The organism is Penaeicola halotolerans (assembly GCF_016464625.1).
Lineage (GTDB): Bacteria > Bacteroidota > Bacteroidia > Cytophagales > Cyclobacteriaceae > Penaeicola > Penaeicola halotolerans.
Window position 1 is genome coordinate 296,102 of the sequence record NZ_JAEAGO010000003.1, and the last position, 22,816, is coordinate 318,917.

General features: G+C 39.5%; 23 protein-coding genes. 6 read left to right on the forward strand and 17 right to left on the reverse strand.

The annotated features are described in order from the left end of the window. Positions 1-224 precede the first annotated feature (224 nt). From I5349_RS08870 to I5349_RS08900, 7 genes are all read right to left on the reverse strand, one after another. A complete protein-coding gene (locus I5349_RS08870; protein ID WP_226390402.1) occupies positions 225-1,139 on the reverse strand; it encodes a helix-turn-helix domain-containing protein in 915 nt (304 codons plus the stop codon). 3 nt (positions 1,140-1,142) lie between these two features. Further along, positions 1,143-1,979 carry an SDR family NAD(P)-dependent oxidoreductase gene (locus I5349_RS08875; protein WP_226390403.1) on the reverse strand — a complete coding sequence of 279 codons (837 nt, stop codon included), beginning with the start codon at positions 1,977-1,979 and terminating at the stop codon, positions 1,143-1,145. Positions 1,980-2,112: 133 nt separating this feature from the next. Next, positions 2,113-2,682, reverse strand: coding sequence for an NAD(P)H-dependent oxidoreductase (locus tag I5349_RS08880; protein WP_226390404.1), 570 nt, complete (start codon positions 2,680-2,682; stop codon positions 2,113-2,115). A 174-nt stretch (positions 2,683-2,856) separates the two neighbouring features. Continuing rightward, complete coding sequence (locus I5349_RS08885) at positions 2,857-3,258, reverse strand: hypothetical protein (RefSeq protein WP_226390405.1); 402 nt, start codon at positions 3,256-3,258, stop codon at positions 2,857-2,859. 130 nt (positions 3,259-3,388) lie between these two features. Further along, positions 3,389-4,132, reverse strand: a complete 744-nt coding sequence (locus tag I5349_RS08890) for a LytR/AlgR family response regulator transcription factor (protein ID WP_262895379.1) — start codon at positions 4,130-4,132, stop codon at positions 3,389-3,391. A 17-nt stretch (positions 4,133-4,149) separates the two neighbouring features. Beyond that, entirely contained in the window at positions 4,150-5,241 is a 1,092-nt protein-coding gene (locus tag I5349_RS08895) for a sensor histidine kinase (protein WP_226390407.1), read from the reverse strand. A gap of 44 nt (positions 5,242-5,285) precedes the next feature. Further along, entirely contained in the window at positions 5,286-5,846 is a 561-nt protein-coding gene (locus tag I5349_RS08900) for a porin family protein (RefSeq protein ID WP_226390408.1), read from the reverse strand. A gap of 484 nt (positions 5,847-6,330) precedes the next feature. On the opposite strand from I5349_RS08900, the gene I5349_RS08905 reads away from it, so the two are divergent. The 3 genes from I5349_RS08905 (at position 6,331) to I5349_RS08915 (ending at position 8,735) form a co-directional block, all read left to right on the forward strand. Continuing rightward, on the forward strand, positions 6,331-6,849 hold the full coding sequence (locus tag I5349_RS08905) for a hypothetical protein (protein ID WP_226390409.1): 519 nt from the start codon (positions 6,331-6,333) through the stop codon (positions 6,847-6,849). A 1,012-nt stretch (positions 6,850-7,861) separates the two neighbouring features. Next, positions 7,862-8,482, forward strand: a complete 621-nt coding sequence (locus I5349_RS08910; protein ID WP_226390410.1) for a hypothetical protein — start codon at positions 7,862-7,864, stop codon at positions 8,480-8,482. Positions 8,483-8,546: 64 nt separating this feature from the next. Beyond that, positions 8,547-8,735: a hypothetical protein gene (locus tag I5349_RS08915; RefSeq protein WP_226390411.1), complete on the forward strand. Its 189-nt coding sequence runs from the start codon at positions 8,547-8,549 to the stop codon at positions 8,733-8,735. Positions 8,736-8,750: 15 nt separating this feature from the next. On the opposite strand, the gene I5349_RS08920 is transcribed toward I5349_RS08915, so the two are convergent. Beyond that, positions 8,751-9,833 carry a BamA/TamA family outer membrane protein gene (locus I5349_RS08920; protein WP_226390412.1) on the reverse strand — a complete coding sequence of 361 codons (1,083 nt, stop codon included), beginning with the start codon at positions 9,831-9,833 and terminating at the stop codon, positions 8,751-8,753. 101 nt (positions 9,834-9,934) lie between these two features. After that, positions 9,935-11,812, reverse strand: a complete 1,878-nt coding sequence (locus tag I5349_RS08925; RefSeq protein WP_226390769.1) for a CocE/NonD family hydrolase — start codon at positions 11,810-11,812, stop codon at positions 9,935-9,937. A gap of 283 nt (positions 11,813-12,095) precedes the next feature. On the opposite strand from I5349_RS08925, the gene I5349_RS08930 reads away from it, so the two are divergent. Further along, entirely contained in the window at positions 12,096-13,244 is a 1,149-nt protein-coding gene (locus I5349_RS08930) for a BamA/TamA family outer membrane protein (RefSeq protein WP_226390413.1), read from the forward strand. Between the two features lie 35 nt (positions 13,245-13,279). Here the strand turns inward: I5349_RS08930 and I5349_RS08935 are convergent, their stop codons facing one another. From I5349_RS08935 to I5349_RS08960, 6 genes are all read right to left on the reverse strand, one after another. Next, positions 13,280-13,975, reverse strand: a complete 696-nt coding sequence (locus I5349_RS08935; protein WP_226390414.1) for a DUF2490 domain-containing protein — start codon at positions 13,973-13,975, stop codon at positions 13,280-13,282. A 49-nt stretch (positions 13,976-14,024) separates the two neighbouring features. After that, entirely contained in the window at positions 14,025-14,798 is a 774-nt protein-coding gene (locus I5349_RS08940; RefSeq protein ID WP_226390415.1) for a carbonic anhydrase, read from the reverse strand. Positions 14,799-14,888: 90 nt separating this feature from the next. Further along, on the reverse strand, positions 14,889-15,179 hold the full coding sequence (locus tag I5349_RS08945) for a hypothetical protein (RefSeq protein WP_226390416.1): 291 nt from the start codon (positions 15,177-15,179) through the stop codon (positions 14,889-14,891). Between the two features lie 93 nt (positions 15,180-15,272). Then, positions 15,273-16,007, reverse strand: coding sequence for an MIP/aquaporin family protein (locus I5349_RS08950; protein WP_226390417.1), 735 nt, complete (start codon positions 16,005-16,007; stop codon positions 15,273-15,275). 8 nt (positions 16,008-16,015) lie between these two features. Continuing rightward, positions 16,016-17,518 carry a glycerol kinase GlpK gene (gene glpK / locus I5349_RS08955; RefSeq protein WP_226390418.1) on the reverse strand — a complete coding sequence of 501 codons (1,503 nt, stop codon included), beginning with the start codon at positions 17,516-17,518 and terminating at the stop codon, positions 16,016-16,018. 18 nt (positions 17,519-17,536) lie between these two features. Next, complete coding sequence (locus tag I5349_RS08960) at positions 17,537-19,099, reverse strand: glycerol-3-phosphate dehydrogenase/oxidase (RefSeq protein WP_226390419.1); 1,563 nt, start codon at positions 19,097-19,099, stop codon at positions 17,537-17,539. 277 nt (positions 19,100-19,376) lie between these two features. Here I5349_RS08960 and rluF point away from each other — a divergent pair, with 277 nt between their 5' ends. After that, complete coding sequence (gene rluF, locus I5349_RS08965; protein ID WP_226390420.1) at positions 19,377-20,111, forward strand: 23S rRNA pseudouridine(2604) synthase RluF; 735 nt, start codon at positions 19,377-19,379, stop codon at positions 20,109-20,111. Between the two features lie 72 nt (positions 20,112-20,183). Beyond that, positions 20,184-20,648, forward strand: coding sequence for a cold-shock protein (locus I5349_RS08970; RefSeq protein WP_226390421.1), 465 nt, complete (start codon positions 20,184-20,186; stop codon positions 20,646-20,648). Between the two features lie 69 nt (positions 20,649-20,717). Here the strand turns inward: I5349_RS08970 and I5349_RS08975 are convergent, their stop codons facing one another. Then, a complete protein-coding gene (locus tag I5349_RS08975) occupies positions 20,718-21,605 on the reverse strand; it encodes a CRISPR-associated endoribonuclease Cas6 (protein WP_226390422.1) in 888 nt (295 codons plus the stop codon). A 110-nt stretch (positions 21,606-21,715) separates the two neighbouring features. Next, positions 21,716-22,813 carry a redox-regulated ATPase YchF gene (gene ychF, locus I5349_RS08980; protein ID WP_226390423.1) on the reverse strand — a complete coding sequence of 366 codons (1,098 nt, stop codon included), beginning with the start codon at positions 22,811-22,813 and terminating at the stop codon, positions 21,716-21,718. Positions 22,814-22,816 lie beyond the last annotated feature (3 nt).

Below are 22,816 nucleotides of genomic sequence, written 5' to 3' on the forward strand. Positions count from 1 at the left end.
CTCACCCTAAAAACCACCCCTCTCCTGCAAAATTCATGTTCGCTATTCCTTTTCAATCATGATTTCTGTTGAAATTGATACTTCAATCGATAAGAGCCATTTAATACGGTTTGAGGTCTACACTGTAATCAACTCAAATCATCGACAGACTACACTATCTAAATTATCAAATCTAGCAGATTTACTATAGTTACTAGATTCATTATGAAACTAGGATAAATTTTTCAATTAAATGATGCCCTGAATTGCACAGGTGTCTGTTGTGTGTGCTTCTTAAATACTGTACTGAATGACTGAGAATATCCAAATCCCAAATCATAAGCGATTTCCTTTATGCTTAAATTAGTAGTAGAAAGTAGTTCTTTCGCTCTTTCGACTATCGCTTCTTGGATATGTATTTGCGCACTTCTGCCAGTAGCACTTTTCAATAAATCACTGAAATAATTTGGCGAGACATTAAATTTTTCGGCAAAATAGCTGACCGTTGGAACGCCTAAGTGTGCAGCATCAATTCTTAGGTACGCATCCATTAATTTTTCCATTTTTACTACTATGTCACTATTCACAGAACTTCGCGTCAGAAACTGTCTATTGTAAAAACGCTTTGCATAATTTAAAAGCAGGTCGATATGCGAAACGATTAAATCCTGACTGTAATGATCAATGTTATTTTTTAGTTCATCCTGCATTTGATGCATCAGAGACATGATGACATTATCTTCCTTTTCAGAAAGGTGAAGCGCTTCTGAGGTAGAATATGAGAAGAATCCATAATTACCTATCACCTTCCCTAATTCATGATGCCGTATAAGATCAGGTTTAAAAACCATCATATATCCTGATACGGGGTCATCTGGGATATTTGTGACAGAAAAGATTTGACCTGGCTTAGTAAAGCTCATTACCCCTTCATCAAAATCATAATAACCCTGCCCGTACCGAAACTTGCCTGAAGCACCTTTTTTAATCGCTACGCAATAGAAATCATAATAAAAACTGCTCCAAATTTGATTAGAATCAAATTTTAATTGCTCAAAATCAATCACACTTATCAAAGGATGAATTGGTTTTGACAAATTAAATAATCTATGAAGTTCAGATATTGACTCAATTTTATATGGAGCAGCTTTTTTCATCATATTTTATTCAAAATCTGTAGATAAAGATAAGCTTTTCCATTGTTCCATTTCCTGCTTCTCGTGTTTACGAACTTCCAAAATGGCATGGTAGCTATCTGAACCTAGTGGAAGATGCAAGGGAGGATTAGGCATGTCTGTAATCTGAAGTACGACCTCAGCCAATTTTTTAGGATCTCCTAGTTGCTTACCATCGAATCCTGTAAACTGCTCAATCTGATTATTTAATTCATAGACGTCAATTTGATGCTGTGCAACCGTGAGAGTTTCCTGATTCATAAAATTTGTCCGGAAGGTTCCTGGAGCCAAAATAGTCACCTTAATGCCAAAAGGAGCAACTTCTTGAGCCAGTGCTTCCGACAATCCTATGACTGCGTATTTCGAAGCACTATAGCTTCCATTGCCAGGATAGCTCATGTACCCCATCATAGATGCCGTATTGATGATATGTCCTGATCGTTGCTTGCGCAAATGCGGAAGAACATTTCTAATGATATGAGTCATAGCAAAAAAATTGACTTCCATTGTTTTTCTAAATTCTTCATCACTGATTTCTTCGATACTCCCTAATAGGTTGTAGCCCGCATTATTGACCACAATGTCTATCCGTCCAAACTTAGCTATACCATTTGAAATAGCACTTTGAACATCCTTTTCGTTGGTGATGTCTAGTTTTATTGGAAGCAAATGACCTCCATGCAGTTTAGATAGTTCTACAAGCTCATCTATATTTCGAGATGTTGCTATGACTTTATCGCCATTATTCAAACCTGCTTTTGTGATTTCAAGCCCCATTCCTTTGGAGGCTCCTGTGATAAACCAAACTTTCTGTATACTTTTCATATTTGTTTTTTTACAAATCTACAGGATACAAATAGTGCTAAAGTTTGTAAATCAAGGATAAACGTATTAGAATTCACGAATTTTGTTCAAAAAAAGAAAGCTAACAAAACAGCATTCAATCTTGATTAAAAAATCAATAAATATCACGGATCTGTCTTTCCCAATCTAAAAGCTCTTGAGAACTCACACTATCAGCCTTTTCGAAAAAAATATGTCTTTTGACACTTATACCACTGTAAGAATAAATGCCAATGTCAGAAGTAAGTAGAAGTGCTTTATGCATGCCACTTTGATGATATTCCGCATGTGATTTACCATGGGAATTAATGATTATAGCCTGCTTATCAGTTAACAAACTTTCATGAACTCCTTCGTTATATCGATAAGCAAAACCATAAGTGAAGACTCTATCAATATATCCCTTCATGATGGCTGGAAAACCAGTCCACCAGATGGGATAAATAAACGTAAGGCAATCCGCCCATTTTATAAACTCCTGCTCAACCCTCACATCACTTTTTACTTTCCCTTGTCGTTGACCGGCTATGTCTTCAGCTGATAATATCGGATTGAAATTTAATTTGTACAGATCACGAATTTCTAATTCATCACCTTTTCTCTTGACGCTATCTTCAACCACTTGTTTGAAGAATCCATTTAAACTATGTAGTGAGGGATGAGCATAAACAATTAAATGCCTCATAGATTACTAAAAATGAATAATTTTGTAATACATAATAAAAGGTAAAAGCAACTTGGTAAAAAATTTTACTAAACGTTATCAAAAAAAGAAGTTGTTACTATATTACGATAACTAAACAAATACCAAGTGTGCCTTTACCAGTACTTTTAAGAAATATGAATTGTTAAAAACTAATCAATCATATTTAATAAATGTGGCTAATATTTTCTTTTTGGTTAATTCAACAGTAGATGAACTACCTGTCGCAGTAGTCTTATTTTTCTTCTTAGTATTCACATTTGCACCACTAGAAGTAGACGATCCATAATTTTCTTCAACTACAGTGAAAATGATTCCATCAGCTCCTTTCTTCTTAGCTAAATCAACAATTTTTTGCTGACACTTTTCTAAAGATCTAAAGCCTTGATCCATTTCAGCCTTTCCCATGATTGAATGAGAGATCTTGACATCAGAGGCATCATAATACTCATCAACCTCTACTGTAGATTGAAAACTCTTTCCAAAATACTTTTGAGCATAGCCTGTATTCATAAAAGAATAGCTCAAGAGCAGAAACATTACCATTTTTTTCATCATATATATCATTTGTTTAACAATGATGTAAAGGTAGTAATGAGGATGCCCGGGAAAGGAAATAAATGATCGAAGTGATGATCTTAGGTGATGAAATGATGTGAAGCGCGATCGAAATCGATAGCCACTCAAACTATGAATCAAGCCATTCTTTAAAGAGCGTTGCTTTCAACCTACTGATAAACACGCCCTCTTTACATTGTTTGATATCAAGTTTAAGCTTAGAGTTAAAATAGTTATGAACTTGAGTTATTGATTTTACATTGACGATGTACTGTCTATTTGCTCTAAAAAATTCTTTTGGATCCAACTGTTCTTCAAGTGACTCCAAAGTATGAGATACGAGATGTTTCTCCCCATCAAAAGTAACGCTAAACGTAGACCCGTACTCTGACATAAAATAGGATATATTAGAAACACTTACTTGTTTGAACCCATCTTTATAGGTGACTAGAAACCTTACCCGGTATTCCTTTTGGAGCATCATGTCAAGAATTTCACGAGGAAAGTCAAATTTATTTGATATTTTTTGTTGCTGATTTTCGAATTTTTCCAAAGCAAATTTAAGCTCGTCTTCTTCTATAGGTTTTAAGAGATAGTCTATGCTGTTATGCTTAAATGCTCTTAATGCAAATTCATCATACGCTGTAGTAAAAATGACAGGGCACTTAATATCAATCAAATTAAAAATTTCAAAACTTACCCCATCAGATAATCTAATGTCCATAAACAATAAATCTGGATGCTCATTATTAGAAAGCCAATCAACAGATTTTTCGATACTTGAAAGAACCTCTAGTATCAGATAGTTACTTCTCAAGCCTGTGACCATCCTTTTCAGTCTATTGGCATTTGCTTCCTCATCTTCGATTATCAATACGCTTGTACTTAAAGTCATTTCAGTAAGGGGAGTTGTACGATAAATGAATTATTGTCTTGACTTATGATTGGGGTCTTATCTGAAATCAGGGAATATCTTTTTACTATATTCTCTAAACCTATACCTGAAGATATGGGGTTTTTCAATAAGGGCTTAAGTTCATTATATACTACTAAATAATCCGTACTTAGAGAGTATATCTTTACTTGCAAGGGAGAATCCTTGTCTACTTTATTATGCTTGACAGCATTTTCTATTAGGATTTGTAATGATATAGGAGGAAGTTTTAGACTCATCTGCTCTTCAGACACTGAAATTAAAAAATCGACTCCCTCCCCCATTCTATTCTTGAGTAAAAAAAGATAAGATTCAATAAACTTCATCTCTTCCTTTAATGTAATTAACTCCTTCTTGGAGTTAACTAACAGATAACGATAAAGCCTAGCAAAATTTTCACTGTATTGATACCCCAAACTTTGATCCTTTAGGATCAGTTCAGACAATACACTTAAATTATTAAACACAAAATGAGAGTCAAGTTGTAAACGTAAAGCAAGTAGCTCAGTTTGGGCAACCAACTGTTTACTCTCAGCAGCCTTGGTTTTATATTCTGCCGCTGTAATGATCTCTCTCCGCCAGTTAGAAGATAAGAAAACTACCGTATTGACCATACTCACTATCAACGACAAGAATATAACTGATAAAAAATAGTATGCATAAACCTTATCCTCCCTCTTAGGAGCTTGATCATCAACTTGAATATTAAAAAGTATCATTAAAAGATAGGTGACGAAACCATAGATAAAAAGTAAAAGTATAGTGGTAAATATTTGTATGATCGTTTGAATTATCCAACGCTGAATAGGTTGAAGATGCCATGGCATTACATTATTCATTCTACGATCTATCCATTGAAACAGCTCAATAATTAAGACACATAGGATTAAGGAAGTAATTATATCAAATACAGCATTAACAGGATATTGATCAAAATAATGCTTATTGTATACTTCTGGGAAGTTTAAAAAACCTATAAATAAAAGACCAAAAAAAGTAAGCAAAATCAAAAGAATCTTGCTTACTTTCTTCTTGATGAATTGAATCATTTTAAATGTCATATGACTATTCGCATACTAAGTACCTAATTACACTAAAATCTTAGACCTGCGGAAAGCTGAAAGACTCTATTGCTTACATCTGCATCAGACTTAATATCATTCAGACCATGATTATATCTCCCCTGTATAAATAAAGGCCCAAGTACTCGAAATGTTATCCCACCAGCTACAGAAATATCATAATTACTAGAATTGTCAAGAGTAGGCTCATTCTCTTCATCCCACAAATAAGATAACTGAGGGCCTAAATCTATTGATAACCTATTAGGAATCAGGTAGAATTTCGCCATTACTGGTACAGAAATATAACCTAATTTATTTTTAAAATTTCTTGTAGCATCTTCAAATGATATATTTGCTCCCGTTGTGGAATATAAAATCTCAGGTTGTATTGAAAACTTTTCAGTAAACCCAAGTTCTACAAAAAGTCCTGCATGATAGCTAGTAATACTTTCGGAGTCAAAAACAGCACTTGATCCATTAAATCCTGCAAAGTTTACTCCTCCTTTTATCCCAAAGTTGAGTCCTTGAGAACAACTTTGCAAAACTACAACCACTGTCAGTAACAATGTCAAATAAATTGATTTTCTCATTTTTTTTGATTTTTGATTGAGTTGCAAACCTATTCTCTCTTATAGGGTGTCTCAATGAAAAACCTATTGAAATGATAAAAATGATCACTGAAGTGCTAATTCCTTAAATCGGATATCTATCACTGATATACCAAGTTACCGCCTATAAAGACCATAATTTCAAGAGTCCTTCTATTGTACTTGTATTTGAACATCTATATTTTATCCATACTGAGTTAGCTAAACTTAGTACAAAGACTACTGTATATTGATCATAGGATACCTACAAGATTGACTACGTATAATCATTGACACATCGAGACATGGCCAATGTCAAGAGCAAATTCTAAATATCTATCTCCGGAGAAACCTAAAGCAGCTCACTGTGTCATTTAAGTCACTTCACTAACAATTTTCATCATATCAGTAAGATCTGAGCTTTCCTTGAAAACTTAGAAAGTTAGGTTTGTAAACTTTAAATACTCAATAAGAAAACCTATCAATAATGAAATCCTACATCAAACCTATTTTGAAAATCAATATTTTGATTCTCTTATTTTTGGCATTGAGCGTTCACTCATATGCTCAGTCAAGTAAAAAAAACTCACCTATAACAGTTGACTATGGCTTATTCAAAACCAAATACTTATATGAGAACCATGTATTTGAAAGTCCATATGCATTGCAGATCCCATTATTGGAAATTAAGGATGAAAACATTACAAGAAATTTCAACAGATTTAAAAAGAATGCAAGAACTACTAAAATATTAAAGTTTGTAGCCTCCGCGATCTCACTTTACGGAATTTCAAATCAAGACAATCTTCCAAGCGAAGTCTATTGGTCAGCCCTTGGTGCATCAACTGTCGCTTCAATATTTTTTGACATTAGGGCTTCGAGATTTTTAGACAAAGCCATAAGGCGATACAACAATCAAATAGTAGCGCCAGAAATCGGCTTTCAATTTGAAAACTTTCCGAATGGCAATGGAATGTTGAAATTTGGAATCACTCAAAGATTTTAAAGATTAGATATCAGAAGCTATTTCACTATTCTACCTCATAATTACCCAAAACATTATTTGGAATTTCTCTCATAACTAATTCCTTCTTACAAAAGACCCCTCCGAAATTCGCTGTTTTTCAAACATTCTGATTTGTCTATTTCTCATATTTCATGGTACTTTTCACCATGATTCTGGGTAGATACTTGGGGGATGGTTGGGGGGATACTTGGGAGATACTTGGGGGATACTTGGTACATAGTTGGGCATTAAGGCTTTGACCAGGCGCATAAAGCGCATAAAACGCATAAAGTGCAGAAAAGCGCAAAATACGCATAAAGCGCAAAAAGTGTCGAAATGCGCATAAAACGAATAAAGCGCACAGAACGCATAATCCGCATAAAACGCAAAAAGTGTATAAATGTGCAAAAAGCGCATAAAACGCACGTTCAGTTGGAGGATTGGGTGTCATTCCCCATCTTGCTCACCATACGGCCAAGATCCGTTCTTTGACATGTTGAGTAAGCACATCGTCCTTCGTTTGCAACGAGGACGGCCGAGACAGGCGTTTGTAAGGCCTTTTGAACAGGAGCAGGATAGGGTGCGTCATCCTCTCGTTTGTTTAGAAACATCTAGCGACCAGCTAGCGCTATCCGTTCAGAAGCGAGCTACTCCGAGATCCCTCGTTCCTCGGGATGACAATGCAAGCATGCTACATTTCAATACAGATACTTCATACTGTTAACAATTATTGAAATGCTGGTTTGATGTAAAATGCCCTTTTTGTCACCCTCCCTACAGGAGGCAGGCCATCCCTGCGGGAGGTAAATGCGATTAGCTGATTATAAAAGAGACGCCATGAATGGACGTCTCTACGATTATTCCTGCATTCCTGGCATTCCTGTTTCGCGCCTGCCAACAGGCATTCAACGCTTTTCTCACACAAACGTACTACTCTGAAATTCCCAACAGAACACTTCCTCTCCCATTACGTAAACACAGAAAGCTTCAGTCGGCTACCTAAAATCAGCTTATGAAACCATACATCTTAGCAATACTCCTCTTGAATGGCATCCTTTTTTCAACGAAAGCCATCGCCCAGTCCAACTATGCCCCTGGCTATGTCGTTACTCACCAAGGAGATACCCTAAGAGGGGAAGTGCGAGACCGCAAATCTCAAGTCTTCAATACCACCCCCTACCAAAAAATAAGGCTAAAAGGCCATGGCCTCTTTCCAAAGAAATTCTCAGCCAAAGACATCAAAGCCTACAAGCGAGGAGATGACCTGTACCATAGCATCTGGATCAAACTGAGAACCGAACGCCTGAAAGCTAACTATGATAGCCGCCCAGGTCTAGGTAAGCCCCAGTTTATGAAAGTTATCCTATCCGACTACCTAAGCCTCTACGAATGGGAACAGCCCAGTGGGGATAATTCAGATCCAATCTATGTTCCATTTTTCAAGCGGGAAGGTGAAGACTACCTCGTGAGAGCCACTCAAGGATTATTCGGTTTGAAGCGACAAAACTTGGAAGCTTATTTCCAAGACTGTCCCCCACTCCAAGCCCAGATAAAAGCCAAAGAAATCAATACAGCTTTTGACGTAGCGGTTTATTATAATGAGTATATCAAAGACCGTAGGGCTAAAAATTAAGAAGCATTTTGGCTAACATTCCTATTTTTCTTTGAGTTATGAGGGAAGTTAAACCGATCCCATCATGCCTAAAAGAACTTCTGTCAATGATGTCAAGCAACTAGAAGACTTGGACAACCTCCACGAGATTGTGAAGGACAAGCGAAATGATAAACGCGCCTCTGCCAAAAAAGAACGTAGAAATAGGCACTATGTCAAGCTGCTCATCAAGCAACAAATCAAAGGATTGGAAGACGAGGATTATGATAGCTGATAGCAGCCTCAATAGTTAAAAAGCTTCCCCAAAAGTCAAGTAAAATCTAAAATCTTCCCCAGGCGAGTGCGCCAAATCCAATCGGATATTCAGTAAAGAAGTCTTGCTCAATTGGTACCTAAAGCCTAGCCCATATGTTAGCTTAGTCACTGAATCAGACATATCCCCCAGCGATTCTGTGACCGTTCCCACCCCTGTAAAGAGCACATAGCCCCAGCGCTCCCAAACTTTTTGGCGATAGTCCACTTGTCCTGCATAGACTTGGTTATCTCGGTATTTACCCTCAAACAAGCCTCGCAGGAGGCGATTACCTCCCAGCTGTGGCAAGGCATAAAAGGGTACATCTCCACGACTGCCTTCTGCATAAAACTGCCCCACAAGCGTTCGAGATTTTCCCAAGCCATATACGCGCCTGGCATCTAACATCCAGCGATCATACGTATAATCACTCCCTAAAAAATCAGTATAAAATTGCCAGCTTGCAGCCAAATAGCTGCCCTTGGTAGGATAAAGTTGGCTATCCCGATCATCATAGGTGATCAATGGCCCTAGTCCACTAATGACACCTCCTGTCACACCTAAGACGCCCTGTACCAACTGACCTGAAGGATCTGGCCTTAGATCTTGAAAATCATCCATCCAATAGCGAAGCCCACCGTACCAGTTGCCTATCAACTTATGCAAATAATCTAAGCGCAGCCTCGGATAAGTGACTTCATAGACTTCTCGTTCCTCCTCCGGCACGACTTGGTTTCCTTGTCCATAATAGTAGTAGACGTAGCGATACCAACCCAGTTCACCTGCGAGCACATGCTTATTTTCATTGGTAAATATCCGCCAACTGGCATAAGTCAAGAACTGATCTTCCAAGGTATAGGCACCTCCTACAGTTGCTTGACTCTCATAAGTACTCGTGTCCGCCCCTAGTCTAGCGCTAGCTACTGCCCCAATACCAAATGCCCAACTCGTCTCTGGCGTGCTATAAACGATAGGCAGCACAGCCCAAGAAAATGGCTTCGCTTGACGCGTAGTATCTTGTTGAGCAAATAATGAGAAACTATAGCCTAAGAGATATAGTATGAGGTAAATTTTCCGCATAGCGAAATATACGTAGGAATGCAGAGATATAGTCCGCATCCACAAAAAAGCCTCCAAAACAATTGCTTTGGAGGCCTCCTGATCAGATCACATAATGACCATTATTTTTTTATAATCATCGGCAGGCTGATGCTGCTAGGATGCTTTGCAGAATGGTGAATCGTATTGGTCGCCACCACACCCGTAGTCTCATCATAGGTATTGCCACCCGTATTCATATTACGATCAAATCTTGGGAAGTTTGAGCTAGAAACTTCTATACGGATACGGTGCCCCTTTTCGAAATAATTGGAAGTAGACATAGGCGTCATATTGACTTCATAGACTTTGCCTTTTTCCATCCATACTTCTTTCTCATAGCCTTCTCTATAGCGAACACGCTGTATGGTTTCATCTAGATTATAAGCTGTGCCATCAGGATACACATCGATGATCTTGATCGTCAAGTCTGTGTCCTTCACATCCGAGGAAAGAAAGAGTTTAGCCTCGATAAATCCACTCACCTCCACACCTGCTTCCAGTGGCGCTGAAGTATAGACAAGGATATCGTCTCTGAGTTCCATTTCCTGCTGATCAAAGGCACCCCCTTGGATCGCATTGCCTGTACAGCAGACATTGCCTCCATTAGAAGTTACTGGATCCATTGGGTCGTATTGAAAAGTATCAGGATTGTCTTTAGATGGTCGCTTCGTGCTAAGTGTACCATCACCCAACCTGCTATTGGCTTTACCTTTACTATCTAGGTAGTAAGTCACCATCTGCGTTTCCGCAGGAGGCCATGTATCGGCACTCTGCCACTTATTAGCTCCCATGGTATAGTAGCGCACTTTAGGCATTTCATTTTTGGTCGCATTTTCTTCTCCTTTGAGCCAAAAGTCAAACCATGCATAAGTCAGCTCCTCATAGTTAAGCCGAGCATCTCCTACTGAGCGCTCTCCTACGATCGTATTTTCAGTAGCTCGAGTATAAGCACAATGCAGCGTAGGAGCGATCACCAAATACTGATTGTCTCTTACTTTAGGATCTTTCGCATTGGCTCTGATATGATTGTACATGGCGAGGTTTGGGCTAGTCGATACATCATACCATGACACAAACCAAAAGCTTGGTTTCTCAAACTCCATATCATCATGGAAAAGACCACCCTCATACCACTTAGGATCATTAGGCTTTCTAGTGATCATTTCCTCATAGATTCCTTGAGGACCATTGACATTTTTGATGATATCTTGAATAGGCAAATGACTCAAACCTTCTTTCCAGTCTACCCTAGGGTATCTAGGAGCCATGTCATAAAACCTTTGAAGTCTTTGTAGATCTTCTTGCGCGATACCTTCTGGCAAACGGGGCGCCATTGGATCATGCTGCGTACTGTATAACCAAGTGGTAAAGAGCATCTGGCCAGCACCTCCACGGTACCAGTTGCCTTGCTCATAGTAATTACCTATACGACCTACTCCTGCGCCAAATGCCTGTGGAATCAAGGCAGCATGTGCTGGATGATCCATCGCTGCGACAGCCATCTGCCACTCTGCGGTCGAGCTACAACCGATAGTACCGATCTTGCCATTGCTCCAAGGCTGCTCTGCCATCCAAGTGAAGGCATCATAACCATCCGTCAGTGGCGTACCGAGGATATCCCACTCTCCCTCAGAAAAGAAGCGTCCTCTTTCATTTTGCACCACATAGGCATAGCCTCTCTTCACTGCCTCCAGGGCGGTCTGCATGGTACGCGTGACCAGCTCTCCATCACGGTAGCTGTTGAAATTATAGGGAGTACGGGAGAAAATGATCGGAACTGGCTTGTCACCCTTAGGTCTGTAGATATCTGTAGCCAACCTGACACCATCTCTCATCGGCATCATCACCTTTTGATCGACTATCGCGATCTCTTCGAGCTGCGCTAAGATACTTTTCTCTTGAGCACTCACTGTCACCCAACAAACAGCGAGCAACAGCAGTAAAGTTACTTTTTTCATCATAAGCTTAGTTTTGGAATTTCCTTTCACAAAATATCATATTAATCTGAATAAACTAAGGCAAATTTTATGAACGATACTTATAAGCTTTCAAATCTTGATAATGATGCATAAACCTTGTCCGTTAGTGCTATGCTAAGATGTTTAATGGAGTGATAAAGTGAAAATCTTATTCAAAGCCATGATTTAATGTGTAGCCATTAAAAATATTTGAAATAATATGCCCCACGATCGCAACTATCTCCTATCAAAAAGCATTAATATAGCTGAAATTTATACCTAGATGTCTACACTTCGTCAATGTGCCTTACTTTTTGCAGTATTGATCCTCAGCAGTTTGCACCATCATGCCTCTGCACAAAGCTTTGCCAAGCGCTATATCAATAGCATCATCAATGACACCAGTGATATCTCTAAACCTCAATTTCTGATTTATCCTACCCTAGCTTATGCTCCAGAAACTAGCTGGGAGATTGGTCTTTCCTCGCTTTATGTCTACTATCAAAATAGAGACACGACCAATCGACTTTCTGAGATCAGTGGTTTTAGCTTTTTTACGCTAGAAAATCAATATGGCTTTTGGTTTGAGCATGCGCTCTACAGTGACCAAGACAAGTGGTTTTTCTTAGGGGATATCAAGATTCAGAGCTTTCCTATCTACTATCATGGCATAGGCTATGATACACCATCCGACTACCTAGCTTTGGTAGATGCCAATCAGATTTTGATCAAAGAGCGTGTGCTGAGAAAGATCAAAAAAGACTTCTTCATCGGCTTAGAACTAGACTACCAAAGGATGCGTCAGGTGAACTTTGAAAACAGTGCGTCTGCCCCCTCAGATTTCCCCCTTCCACTAGGTGCTCAGGGTTCTACTAATTTCGGTGTAGGCTTAGGCATAGTCTATGACAACAGACACAATGTACTCAATGTCAGAGATGGCTTTTTTGCGGAGTTAGGCTTTTTGAGATATAGCGATGCACTGGGCAGTACATTCAACTTTAGCAATGTATTCTTCGATACGAGATACTTCAAACCCGTCAGCAAACGGAATGTCTTTGCTGCGCAGATGATCGGTCAGTTCAACTCCTCTGGCACGCCTTTCAACCAACTTGCGCTCTTGGGCGGAGAAAGTATGATGCGTGGCTACTACCTCGGCAGGTACAGAGATTTCAATCAAATAGCTGCTCAAGCGGAGTTTAGAATGCTTCCTCTTCCCCTAGGCTTTACCAATAGAATTGGAGCAGCGGTATTTGCTAGTACGGGCAATGTATTTCCTTCTTTTGACCAAGCCTCGTTCAATAAGATGCTTTATTCAGGTGGAGCAGGCTTGCGCTTTTTACTATTTCCAAAAAAGGACATCTGGACGCGATTGGACTATGCACTCACCTCAGAAGGTTCTGGCTTTTACCTCTTCATAGGCGAATCATTCTAAAAAAGACCGCCCGATACGCTCAGGCGGTCTTTTGATTAAAACGTATGATGTAAACTAACTTGTGCTTGACCTTTACTGATGTCATCAGTAGTTTGATTCATCCAGCCCAGTTGCATGCGTAGATTATTCTTTAACCCATAACCTAGTCCTCCATAGGCTCGGTTTCTATCAAATATTTCTACAGATCTACCATCTCCTATGCCTCTCTGACCATTGATAAAGAGCTCATTGTATAAAGCGATATAGACTGTCTTCTTTTTCAGATCAGTAGCATTCAGAGGGATATTTAGGAAGAGATTGTATCGATACCTTGTCCTGAAATCTTGCCCATCTACCCAGCGCTGCTCATATCTAAACCTATGTGTAAGTAAAAACCGACTTCCGATACGCTGTGGTATTAAGGCTTCTTGGTAAATACGATTTTCGATGACATTTTCAGTACTTTCCCCAAACGCTCCAGAGGATATAAATCCATAGCCTAGGGTAAAAAGAATATCTGCCTTTTTCGGCTTATAGGTAATTCCAGTTCTCAATAAAATCTGTTCCTTATCAGACCCAAAATCCCAATATCGAAACTGATAATCTCCCTGAATCCCAAACCTACTTTTCTCAAATTTCTTGGTAAAGAAATACATGTACCAAGCACCCGGTTGCTCTTCATCTATGGCTGTCTGTGCTTGACTAGTAAACACCAACGAGCCTAAAATCAATAGTAGCACTAACTTCTTCATAAATCATAAAGGGAGAAAGCCATTTGATGACTTTCTCTCATTTAGTGAATTACCTCTTACTTTGAAATTTAGCCAAGCTAGTGATCGTCTCTTCGATGAAGTTGACATAACCAGTCTCGATATCATACACAGCACCTACGATGAGTACTTCACCACTTTCTGACCTTCTGCTGAGCACAGGCTCTAAACCTCTCAAGAGATTGACTTGCTCTATCACATTTTCTTTGATCGCATAATCAAGCGCATCAGTCCCTACCAGATTTGTTTGCTTAGCTCTGAGAGAAGCTGGTTTAATAGCATTGATCAAAGTGACCACATGGCCTGGAGGATTGGCAGGTAGCTTCATAGCAGCATCTACCGCGCCACATGATTTATGGCCCAAAACCACGATGAGTTTTGTATTAAGTACTTCTGTAGCATACTCTATCGTACCATAGGATGCCTCCGCCATCACTTGCCCTGCAGTCCTAGTGATAAATAAATCACCTACTCCTTGGTCAAATATGATTTCATTAGGAACGCGACTATCCGCACAGCCTATAATGGTTGCAAATGGTGTTTGACCCTGCCCAGCATTCTTGAGATCATTGTCTGTTTGACGCGGACGTACACTCTTGTCTTCTGCAAATCGTAAATTACCAATGATCAGCTTTTTCAATCCATAATAAGGATCTAAATAAGCACTATCTCTGTTTGCATCATATTGCTTATCCTTTACATTTAAAAGGTTCTTGATAGTAGAAGAATTTTGTGCTGTCGATTGTCCTACAGCTATTATTAAGAGCATAGCTACGCTAGCTAGAAATTTAGATATGAATTTCATGATTGGTTTATTTTAAATATAGAATTCCAATCTCATCCCTTAGAGACGAGTTTTTTTAATCAAATAAATAAAAGGAAGTACTCCTAAAGATTAAACTTCGGGCGGGATATCTATGAGTGAAGGCAATAGCTCAGGCTTAAGAATTAAGTGAAATGCCTCAAGTGATTTATCACTATTGAAAAAGTAAGAAGTATCTGCTTTTCTAGGATAGATTTTAAGTGGATCATCTACCTTATCCTTTTTCTCTTCGTCTTGCTCAGCTTCTAAGATTTCGAAAAGTGTTATTCCTATTTTTTCACTAATACCATCTATGTCCACACTTTGAAGGGTAAGTGTGAAACACATAGAAGCGAAAAGCACGAATGATATAAAACGATACATTGGGAGAAGAACATCCCCAAATGAAAAAGGTTTTATAAACTTTATTGAAAAAATCTATTAGTAAAATTCCGACAAACCTTCAAGTAAAAAGCATCACTTACCAATCAATAAAAAAGCCAAACCAGCCAATAATCCTCCTATCAAAGGTCCTAAAACAGGCACCCAAGCATACCCCCAGTCATTAGAGCCTTTCCCTTTAATAGGTAGTAAAGCGTGCGCTATCCTTGGGCCTAAGTCTCTGGCAGGATTGATGGCATAGCCTGTAGTCCCTCCTAGAGAAAGGCCGATCACCCACACCAAAAACGCCACTGGAATAGCCCCAAGGGAGCCTAGTCCGACAGGAGTTTGCACTGCGTCTTCCAGAGCCGCTGGAGCAAAGTAGAGCACTACAAATACTAAAACAAAAGTTCCTATTACTTCACTAAGTAAATTGCTTTTATAGTTTCTAATGGCAGGTGTGTTTGAAAAAACCCCAAGCTTGATTCCCTGATCCTCTGTGATATCAAAATGATCCTTGTACATCAGCCAAGTAAGAGAAGCTCCGACTATAGCCCCCAGCATTTGCATCAATGAATACGGCAAAACTTCTGACCATTCAAATTGTCCAGCCATAGCTAGGCCAACACTGACCGCAGGATTGAGATGTGCTCCACTGTAGGGAGCGGATATAGAGACCCCTACAAAAACTGCCAATGCCCAAGCAGTAGTGATCACCATCCAGCCACTATTATTCCCTTTGGTGTCCTTTAAGATCACATTGGCGACTACGCCTACTCCCAAAAGGATCAAAAATCCAGTTCCAATGAACTCTGCTAAATATGGATGCATATCTTTTATTAATTTTCTAACCAGCCTTTGGTTCTTTCGATGGCTTTGTGCCAAAAGTGTAAGTTATGTTTTACTTTTTCTTTATCCATTTTAGGTGTAAAGATTTTATCTTCTTTCCAAAGATTTTTAAGCTCCTCTTGATCTTTCCAGTATCCCACTGCAAGACCTGCCAAATATGCCGCTCCTAGAGCTGTAGTCTCTAGAATCTCTGGTCGCTGCACTTTACAATCTAAAATATCAGTCTGAAACTGCATCAAAAACTCATTAGCACTCGCTCCTCCATCTACTTTGAGTATTTTAGTAGGCAGCTTACTATCTTTTTCCATGGCCTTGAGTACATCATATACTTGATAAGCGATAGCCTCTAGTGCTGCTCTGGCAAAGTGCGCCTCTGTAGTCCCTCTTGTGATTCCAAAAAAAGTACCTCTTGCTTCTTGATCCCAATAGGGCGCTCCCAATCCCGTCAAAGCCGGCACGAAATAAACTCCATCATTGTCTGCTAGGCCTTTGGCTAAAGCCTCCGTCTTATTAGCTTTATTGATGATCTTGATCCCGTCTCTGAGCCATTGGATAGCTGCACCACCGATAAAAACACTACCTTCTAAGGCATAAGTCACTTCACCTCCTATTTGCCATGCAATAGTCGTCAGCAGTTTATTATCTGATTTTACGGGCTTAGTTCCTGTATTCATCACTAAAAAACAGCCCGTTCCATAGGTCGTTTTGACCATCCCTTTTTGAGTACAAAGCTGACCAAATAGTGCTGCTTGCTGATCTCCTGCAATACCCGCTATAGGGATTTTGGCTGAAAAGATCTTACCTGATGTGGTACAAACTACTTCACTACTAGCTTTGACCTCTGGCAGTATAGCTCTGGGTATATCAAACAAATCCAAGAGATCTTCATCCCACTGATGCTCATGGATATTATAGAGCATCGTACGGCTAGCATTGGTGATGTCTGTGAAATGTTTAGCGCCATTGGATAGCTTCCATATGAGCCAGCTATCGACAGTACCAAAGCAGATCTCTCCTGCTTCTGCACGCTTTCTAGCCCCTGGTACTTCGTCTAGTATCCATTTGATCTTAGTAGCGGAAAAGTACGCGTCTAAAATAAGCCCAGTCTTCTTATTAATCAAATCCGCTTTTCCCGAAGCTTTGAGTTCATTACAGTAAGCAGCTGTGCGTCTATCCTGCCATACGATGGCTTTGTAGATCGGCTTACCTGTTTTTCGATCCCAGAGAATAGTGGTTTCTCGCTGATTTGTAATGCCTATACCTGCTATCTGATCAGCTGAGATATTTGCTCGCGTGATGGCTTCTGTGGCTACTGCGGCTTGACTAGTCCATATCTCTAACGGATCATGTTCCACCCAACCTGCCTTAGGAAAAAACTGCTCAAAGTCTTTTTGTGCGACAGCTTCAATTTCACCTTTATGATTAAAAATGATAGCTCTAGAACTCGTAGTCCCTTGATCTAAAGCCATGATAAATTGTTCGTTAGTACTCATCTCTTAAAAATTTCATCCTTAAGGTATTAAATATTTGGCAGCTAACTGCTGAAAAGCTTCCAGCTCTTTTGCCTTCCATGTATCACTTTGATCAAGCGCCTCCTGCATCAATTCCGCTACTCGCATGGACATCTCTGTAGCAGCTTTAGCATCGATAAATAATATCCGCAGACGCCTAGCCAATACATCTTCTATATGACAAGCCATCTCTTCGCGAACCATCCAGATGACTTCAGCAGCAGTATAAGGATAATCTGGATGCAGTTTCTCAGCTAAAGCTGGTTTTTCTTTGATAAGCGCTTGAATCTCCAAAGCATCTTGACCATAGTTGGCTAAGTGATTATCCAAAATCTGTTGCTCGGGGAAACCATGAATCTTGATAGTGGCTGAAGTACTTGGCTTGGAAGATATTTTTTTAAGCTTGATCAATGCTCCTACAGTATCTTCCCCCATTTTTCTAAAGGTAGTCCACTTTCCTCCAATGATAGATACCAAGCCACTTTTGGAGATCACTACTTTATGACTTCTTGAAATTTCCTTCGTCTTTGAGCTTCCTTCCTTTGGTGCAGCTAAGGGTCTCAGTCCCGCATACACAGCCAAAACATCTCCTCTTTCAGGCTTTTGAGTTAGGTATTCACGAGCAGTATTTAAGATAAAATCTATTTCCTTTTCTAATGCTTTTGGCTCTAGCTTAGGCACTTTCCTGACGGTATCTGTTGTTCCTAGCACTAATTTTCCTTGCCAAGGAATGCCAAAAAGCACTCGCCCATCAGAAGTCTTAGGGATCATCAGTGCATGCTCTCCTCCCAGAAATCGGAGATCTAATACGAGATGAATACCCTGACTAGGCATAATAGATGTCGCAGCCTTTGGGTTATCCATTTGCAAAATTTTATCAGCAAAAACTCCCGTTGCATTGACTACTGATTGGCCTTTGACTTTGTAAGTGAGTTTAGTCAGCTGATCTTTCAGCTTTACGCCTATTACTTGTCCTTGATCATCTTTGAGCAGGGCAGTTACTTTCATATAGTTTAGCATGGTTCCCCCTAAGGACTCGCAAGTCTGCGCTAGATTGATAGCCAGTCGTGCATCATCAAACTGACCATCATAGTAAATCACTCCGCCCCTTAGACCTTCTGAGTTGATAGTAGGCAAATGCGCTAAAGTCTGTGTTTTAGATAGCCAAGTAGACTTACCAATGCGAAGACTGCCTGCCATCAGGTCATATAGCTTGAGGCCGATCAAATATTTGATTTGATCAAAAAAAGTATAGATGGGAATCACGAAGGATTGTCGATGAGAAACGTGTGGCGCATTTTTCATAATGATTCCTCGTTCCTTAAGTGCTTCCAAAACAAGAGCTACGTTTCCTTGAGCCAAGTATCTGACACCTCCATGCAGAAGTTTGGTACTTCGGCTGGATGTTCCCTTAGCAAAGTCCGTTTTGTCCACTAGCAACACCTTCAATCCTCTACTACAAGCATCTAAGGCTACTCCTAACCCAGAAGCTCCTCCACCAATGACGATGACGTCCCATGTTTGATTTTTTCGAAGGTGATGAATATTCTGCTCTCTATTCATGTGCTATGGCTTATTCTTTTCTAATATAGGTAAATTCACCCAAGGAGTTTAATCGCTATTGAAAATTCAGCGCTATGAATCCCATGCAGCCTATCAAGTATATGCAGGATCTAATGATAATCTCGTTTGCATTAGCTACATTTGTGCTACAGTATGACGATGACCTATTGATTTAGAATTCCATTTTCTTCTAGTTCAATATCCTCCTTTTCATCTCTACGGATCCTATGCTAGCAATTTAGCAAGGTATCTGAATCGTAAATCTTAAACATACTCGATGAGCCAAGATCAATCAACTAGAATCAATAAATACTTAAGTGAAGTAGGTTATTGCTCTCGCAGAGCAGCAGATAAGTTGATAGAAGAAGGGCGCGTCACCATCAATGGAAAAGTCCCAGAAATGGGCACAAAGATCACAGCAGGCGATGAAGTAAGGGTCAATGGTACTCTCATCTCTCCTCCCAAAGAGAAATTTGTATATATCGCTTTTAACAAGCCTGTAGGCATCGTCTGCACCACAGACACCAAAGCCGAAAAGCACAATATCATAGACTATATCAATCACGAAAAACGTATTTTCCCTATCGGTCGCTTAGACAAACCTAGTGAGGGACTCATACTCCTGACTAGTGATGGAGATATCGTGAATAAGATCCTACGGGCTAAAAACAATCACGAAAAAGAGTACATCGTGTCTGTGAATAAACCTATCACCACTGATTTCGTAGAAAAAATGAGTAGTGGTATTCCTATTTTAGATACGGTCACACAGCCTTGCTATGTGGAAAAAATCAGTGCTTTTAAGTTTAAGATCATCCTCACGCAAGGTCTCAATCGACAAATCCGCAGAATGTGCCAGTACTTGGACTATGAAGTTACAAAGCTGAAGCGTGTGCGTATCATGAATATACATTTGGATATTCCAGTAGGTCAGTGGAGAGATCTCAGTGAAAGCGAAATCCAAGAAATCAATACCTTAGTCGCTCACTCTTCCAAGACCTTTGACGACTAAAAATAATTTAATCAAAGCTGATGTTTTCGAGAGATCCTGTTGGCTTTTAAACCAAAAACACAAATTGACACAATGAGTAAATCGCAAGAAACATTTAGCAAAAAAGAAAAAGAGAAGAAAAAGCTCAAGAAAAGACAAGATAAAGAGCAAAAGAAAGAAGAGCGTAAAGCTAATTCGGACAAAGGCAAAGGTATAGATGAGATGCTAGCCTATGTGGATGCTGATGGTAACATTACAGATACACCGCCAGATCCTACCAAAAAGAAGCCTGTCATCAAGACAGAAGATATCCAGATCGGAGTTGCCAAGCAAGAACCTATTGATCCAGCAGATTTGATCAGAAAAGGTACAGTAACCTTCTTCAATGACTCTAAAGGATACGGCTTCATCAAAGATCATGAATCTCAAGAAAGCATCTTCGTACACATCAATGCACTAGAGAGTCCAATCAAAGAAAATGACAAGGTAACTTTCGAAACAGAGAAAGGTCCTAAAGGACTCAATGCAGTCAATGTAAAGTTGATTACTAAAGAGTAAAAGACCGTTTTGGCTATAAAGACATAAAAAAACCGCAGCTTTCACTGCGGTTTCTGTATTTATAAAGGTTTATTCTTCTGTAGCAGGTGTGTCTGGCACAAACTTTTCTCTCTCAGGACGCTCTTGCTCTGGACGTTCTACTTTCTCTCTTTCCACTCGCTGACGCTTAAATTTATAAGGAGTCGTTCTATTTGTTGGGTTAGAGTTGGCAATGTCTAGCATACCAAAGCCTTTATGTGCAAAAGTCCCCAGACCACATCTAAAGACGAAGTCTTGCACTTCTTTAGCCGCATATAAAGTGAATGGGAAAGTATATCCACGCACTTCATACTTCACATCCATATCAAACACAGAGTAGATTCTAGCAAATTTCTTTTGCTGCTCTTTCAGTCTATTGATATAGACCATATCAGGCACCAATTGGAATTTAAAGAAAGAAGTCAGCTGCTCTGGTGTGTACCATCCCGACTTCTCCATACGGCTAAGCGTAGACTCGTATAGAAGGTCTGAAAACTCATCTGAATCAGGGCTTATAAATCGTTTACCAGACTCATCATTGAACGATGGCTGTATGATCACCAAAGGAGAAATACAAAGATATTTAGGTGCCTCGTCTAATTCAGGCTCTTCTTCTAGCTCTGTAAACTCAGGTACAATGATCAAATTACCCAATTCGATTTTAGGTAGCTCAAAGACTTGTTTGAGTAGATAATCAATAAATTCTTCCTCTGGACATGATAATACTAAAGTCACGTAGCTGGAGTAATAATGAAGTCCACTTCTACTGACTTTTGTTTGTCCTTTGAGACCAGAAAAACTATAATAATTATAATTATAGAACTTCTCTTCGCCACCTTTTACGATCAAGCCCTTGATAAACTGGGCCAGAATATACTGGTGATGGAAGGGTAAAAATGACCCTTTGTTTTTTAATGAAAATATTATTCTAACTCTCACGTCTTTAAAAAAAATTAATACAAAATCACTTTTTTAAGCCTTAATCGAAAAACGAGTATATACATGAAATTGTTTAAAGTTACTCATAATCAGACTAAGTAGTCAAGAAATTAGACATTAAACCTAAAGTGCATAATGTCTCCGTCCTTTACGATATATTCTTTGCCTTCAATGGCTATTTTTCCCGCTTCTCTACAAGCAGCTTCTGTTTTATACTTTTCATAATCTGGCAGTTTGATCACCTCTGCTTTGATAAAACCTCTTTCAAAGTCAGTATGGATCACGCCTGCCGCTTGAGGTGCTTTCCACCCCTTGCGTATAGTCCAAGCTCTCACTTCTTGTACTCCAGCAGTGAAGTAAGTGATCAAGTTAAGTAAAGAATAAGAGGCTCTGATCAGCTTATTGAGACCTGACTCTGTCAGCCCATATTCACCTAAGAACATCTCCTTCTCCTCTGCGTCTTCAAACTCCGCTATCTGCGCTTCGATCGCAGCACATAACATGACTACCTCTGCATGCTCATTTTTCACTTCTTCTTTGAGCGCGTCTACAAACTTATTGCCTGTCTGCAGAGACTTTTCATCTACATTGGCTACATAGATCACTGGTTTGATCGTCAGCAAGTGTATATCGGCCAATACTTCTAGATCCTCAGGCGCTACCTCTACAGAGCGAGCATTTTTACCTGCGACCAAAGCGTTTTTAAATAGCATCAAGATTTCCAAGTCTTTTCTTGCCTTGGCATCACCTGACTTAGCGATCTTTTCGATCTTCGCTATTTTCTTATCTACAGATTCCAGATCCTTCAGTTGGAGTTCTGTATCTATGACTTCTTTATCAAATATCGGGTCTACAGAACCAGCCACATGTACAATGTTTTCATCTTCAAAGCATCTGATCACATGTACGATAGCATCTACTTCACGGATGTTTGCTAGAAATTTATTTCCAAGACCCTCTCCTTTACTAGCTCCTTTGACCAATCCTGCAATATCTACAAACTCAATCACCGTAGGTACTACACGATTTGGATTGACAAGTGACTCTAACACTTTCAGTCTTTCGTCTGGTACTGTGACAACGCCCACATTTGGTTCTATTGTACAAAAAGGAAAATTAGCTGCTTCAGCTTTGGCACTTGATAATGCATTAAAAAGGGTCGATTTACCAACATTTGGCAAGCCAACAATCCCACACTGTAAACCCATTTT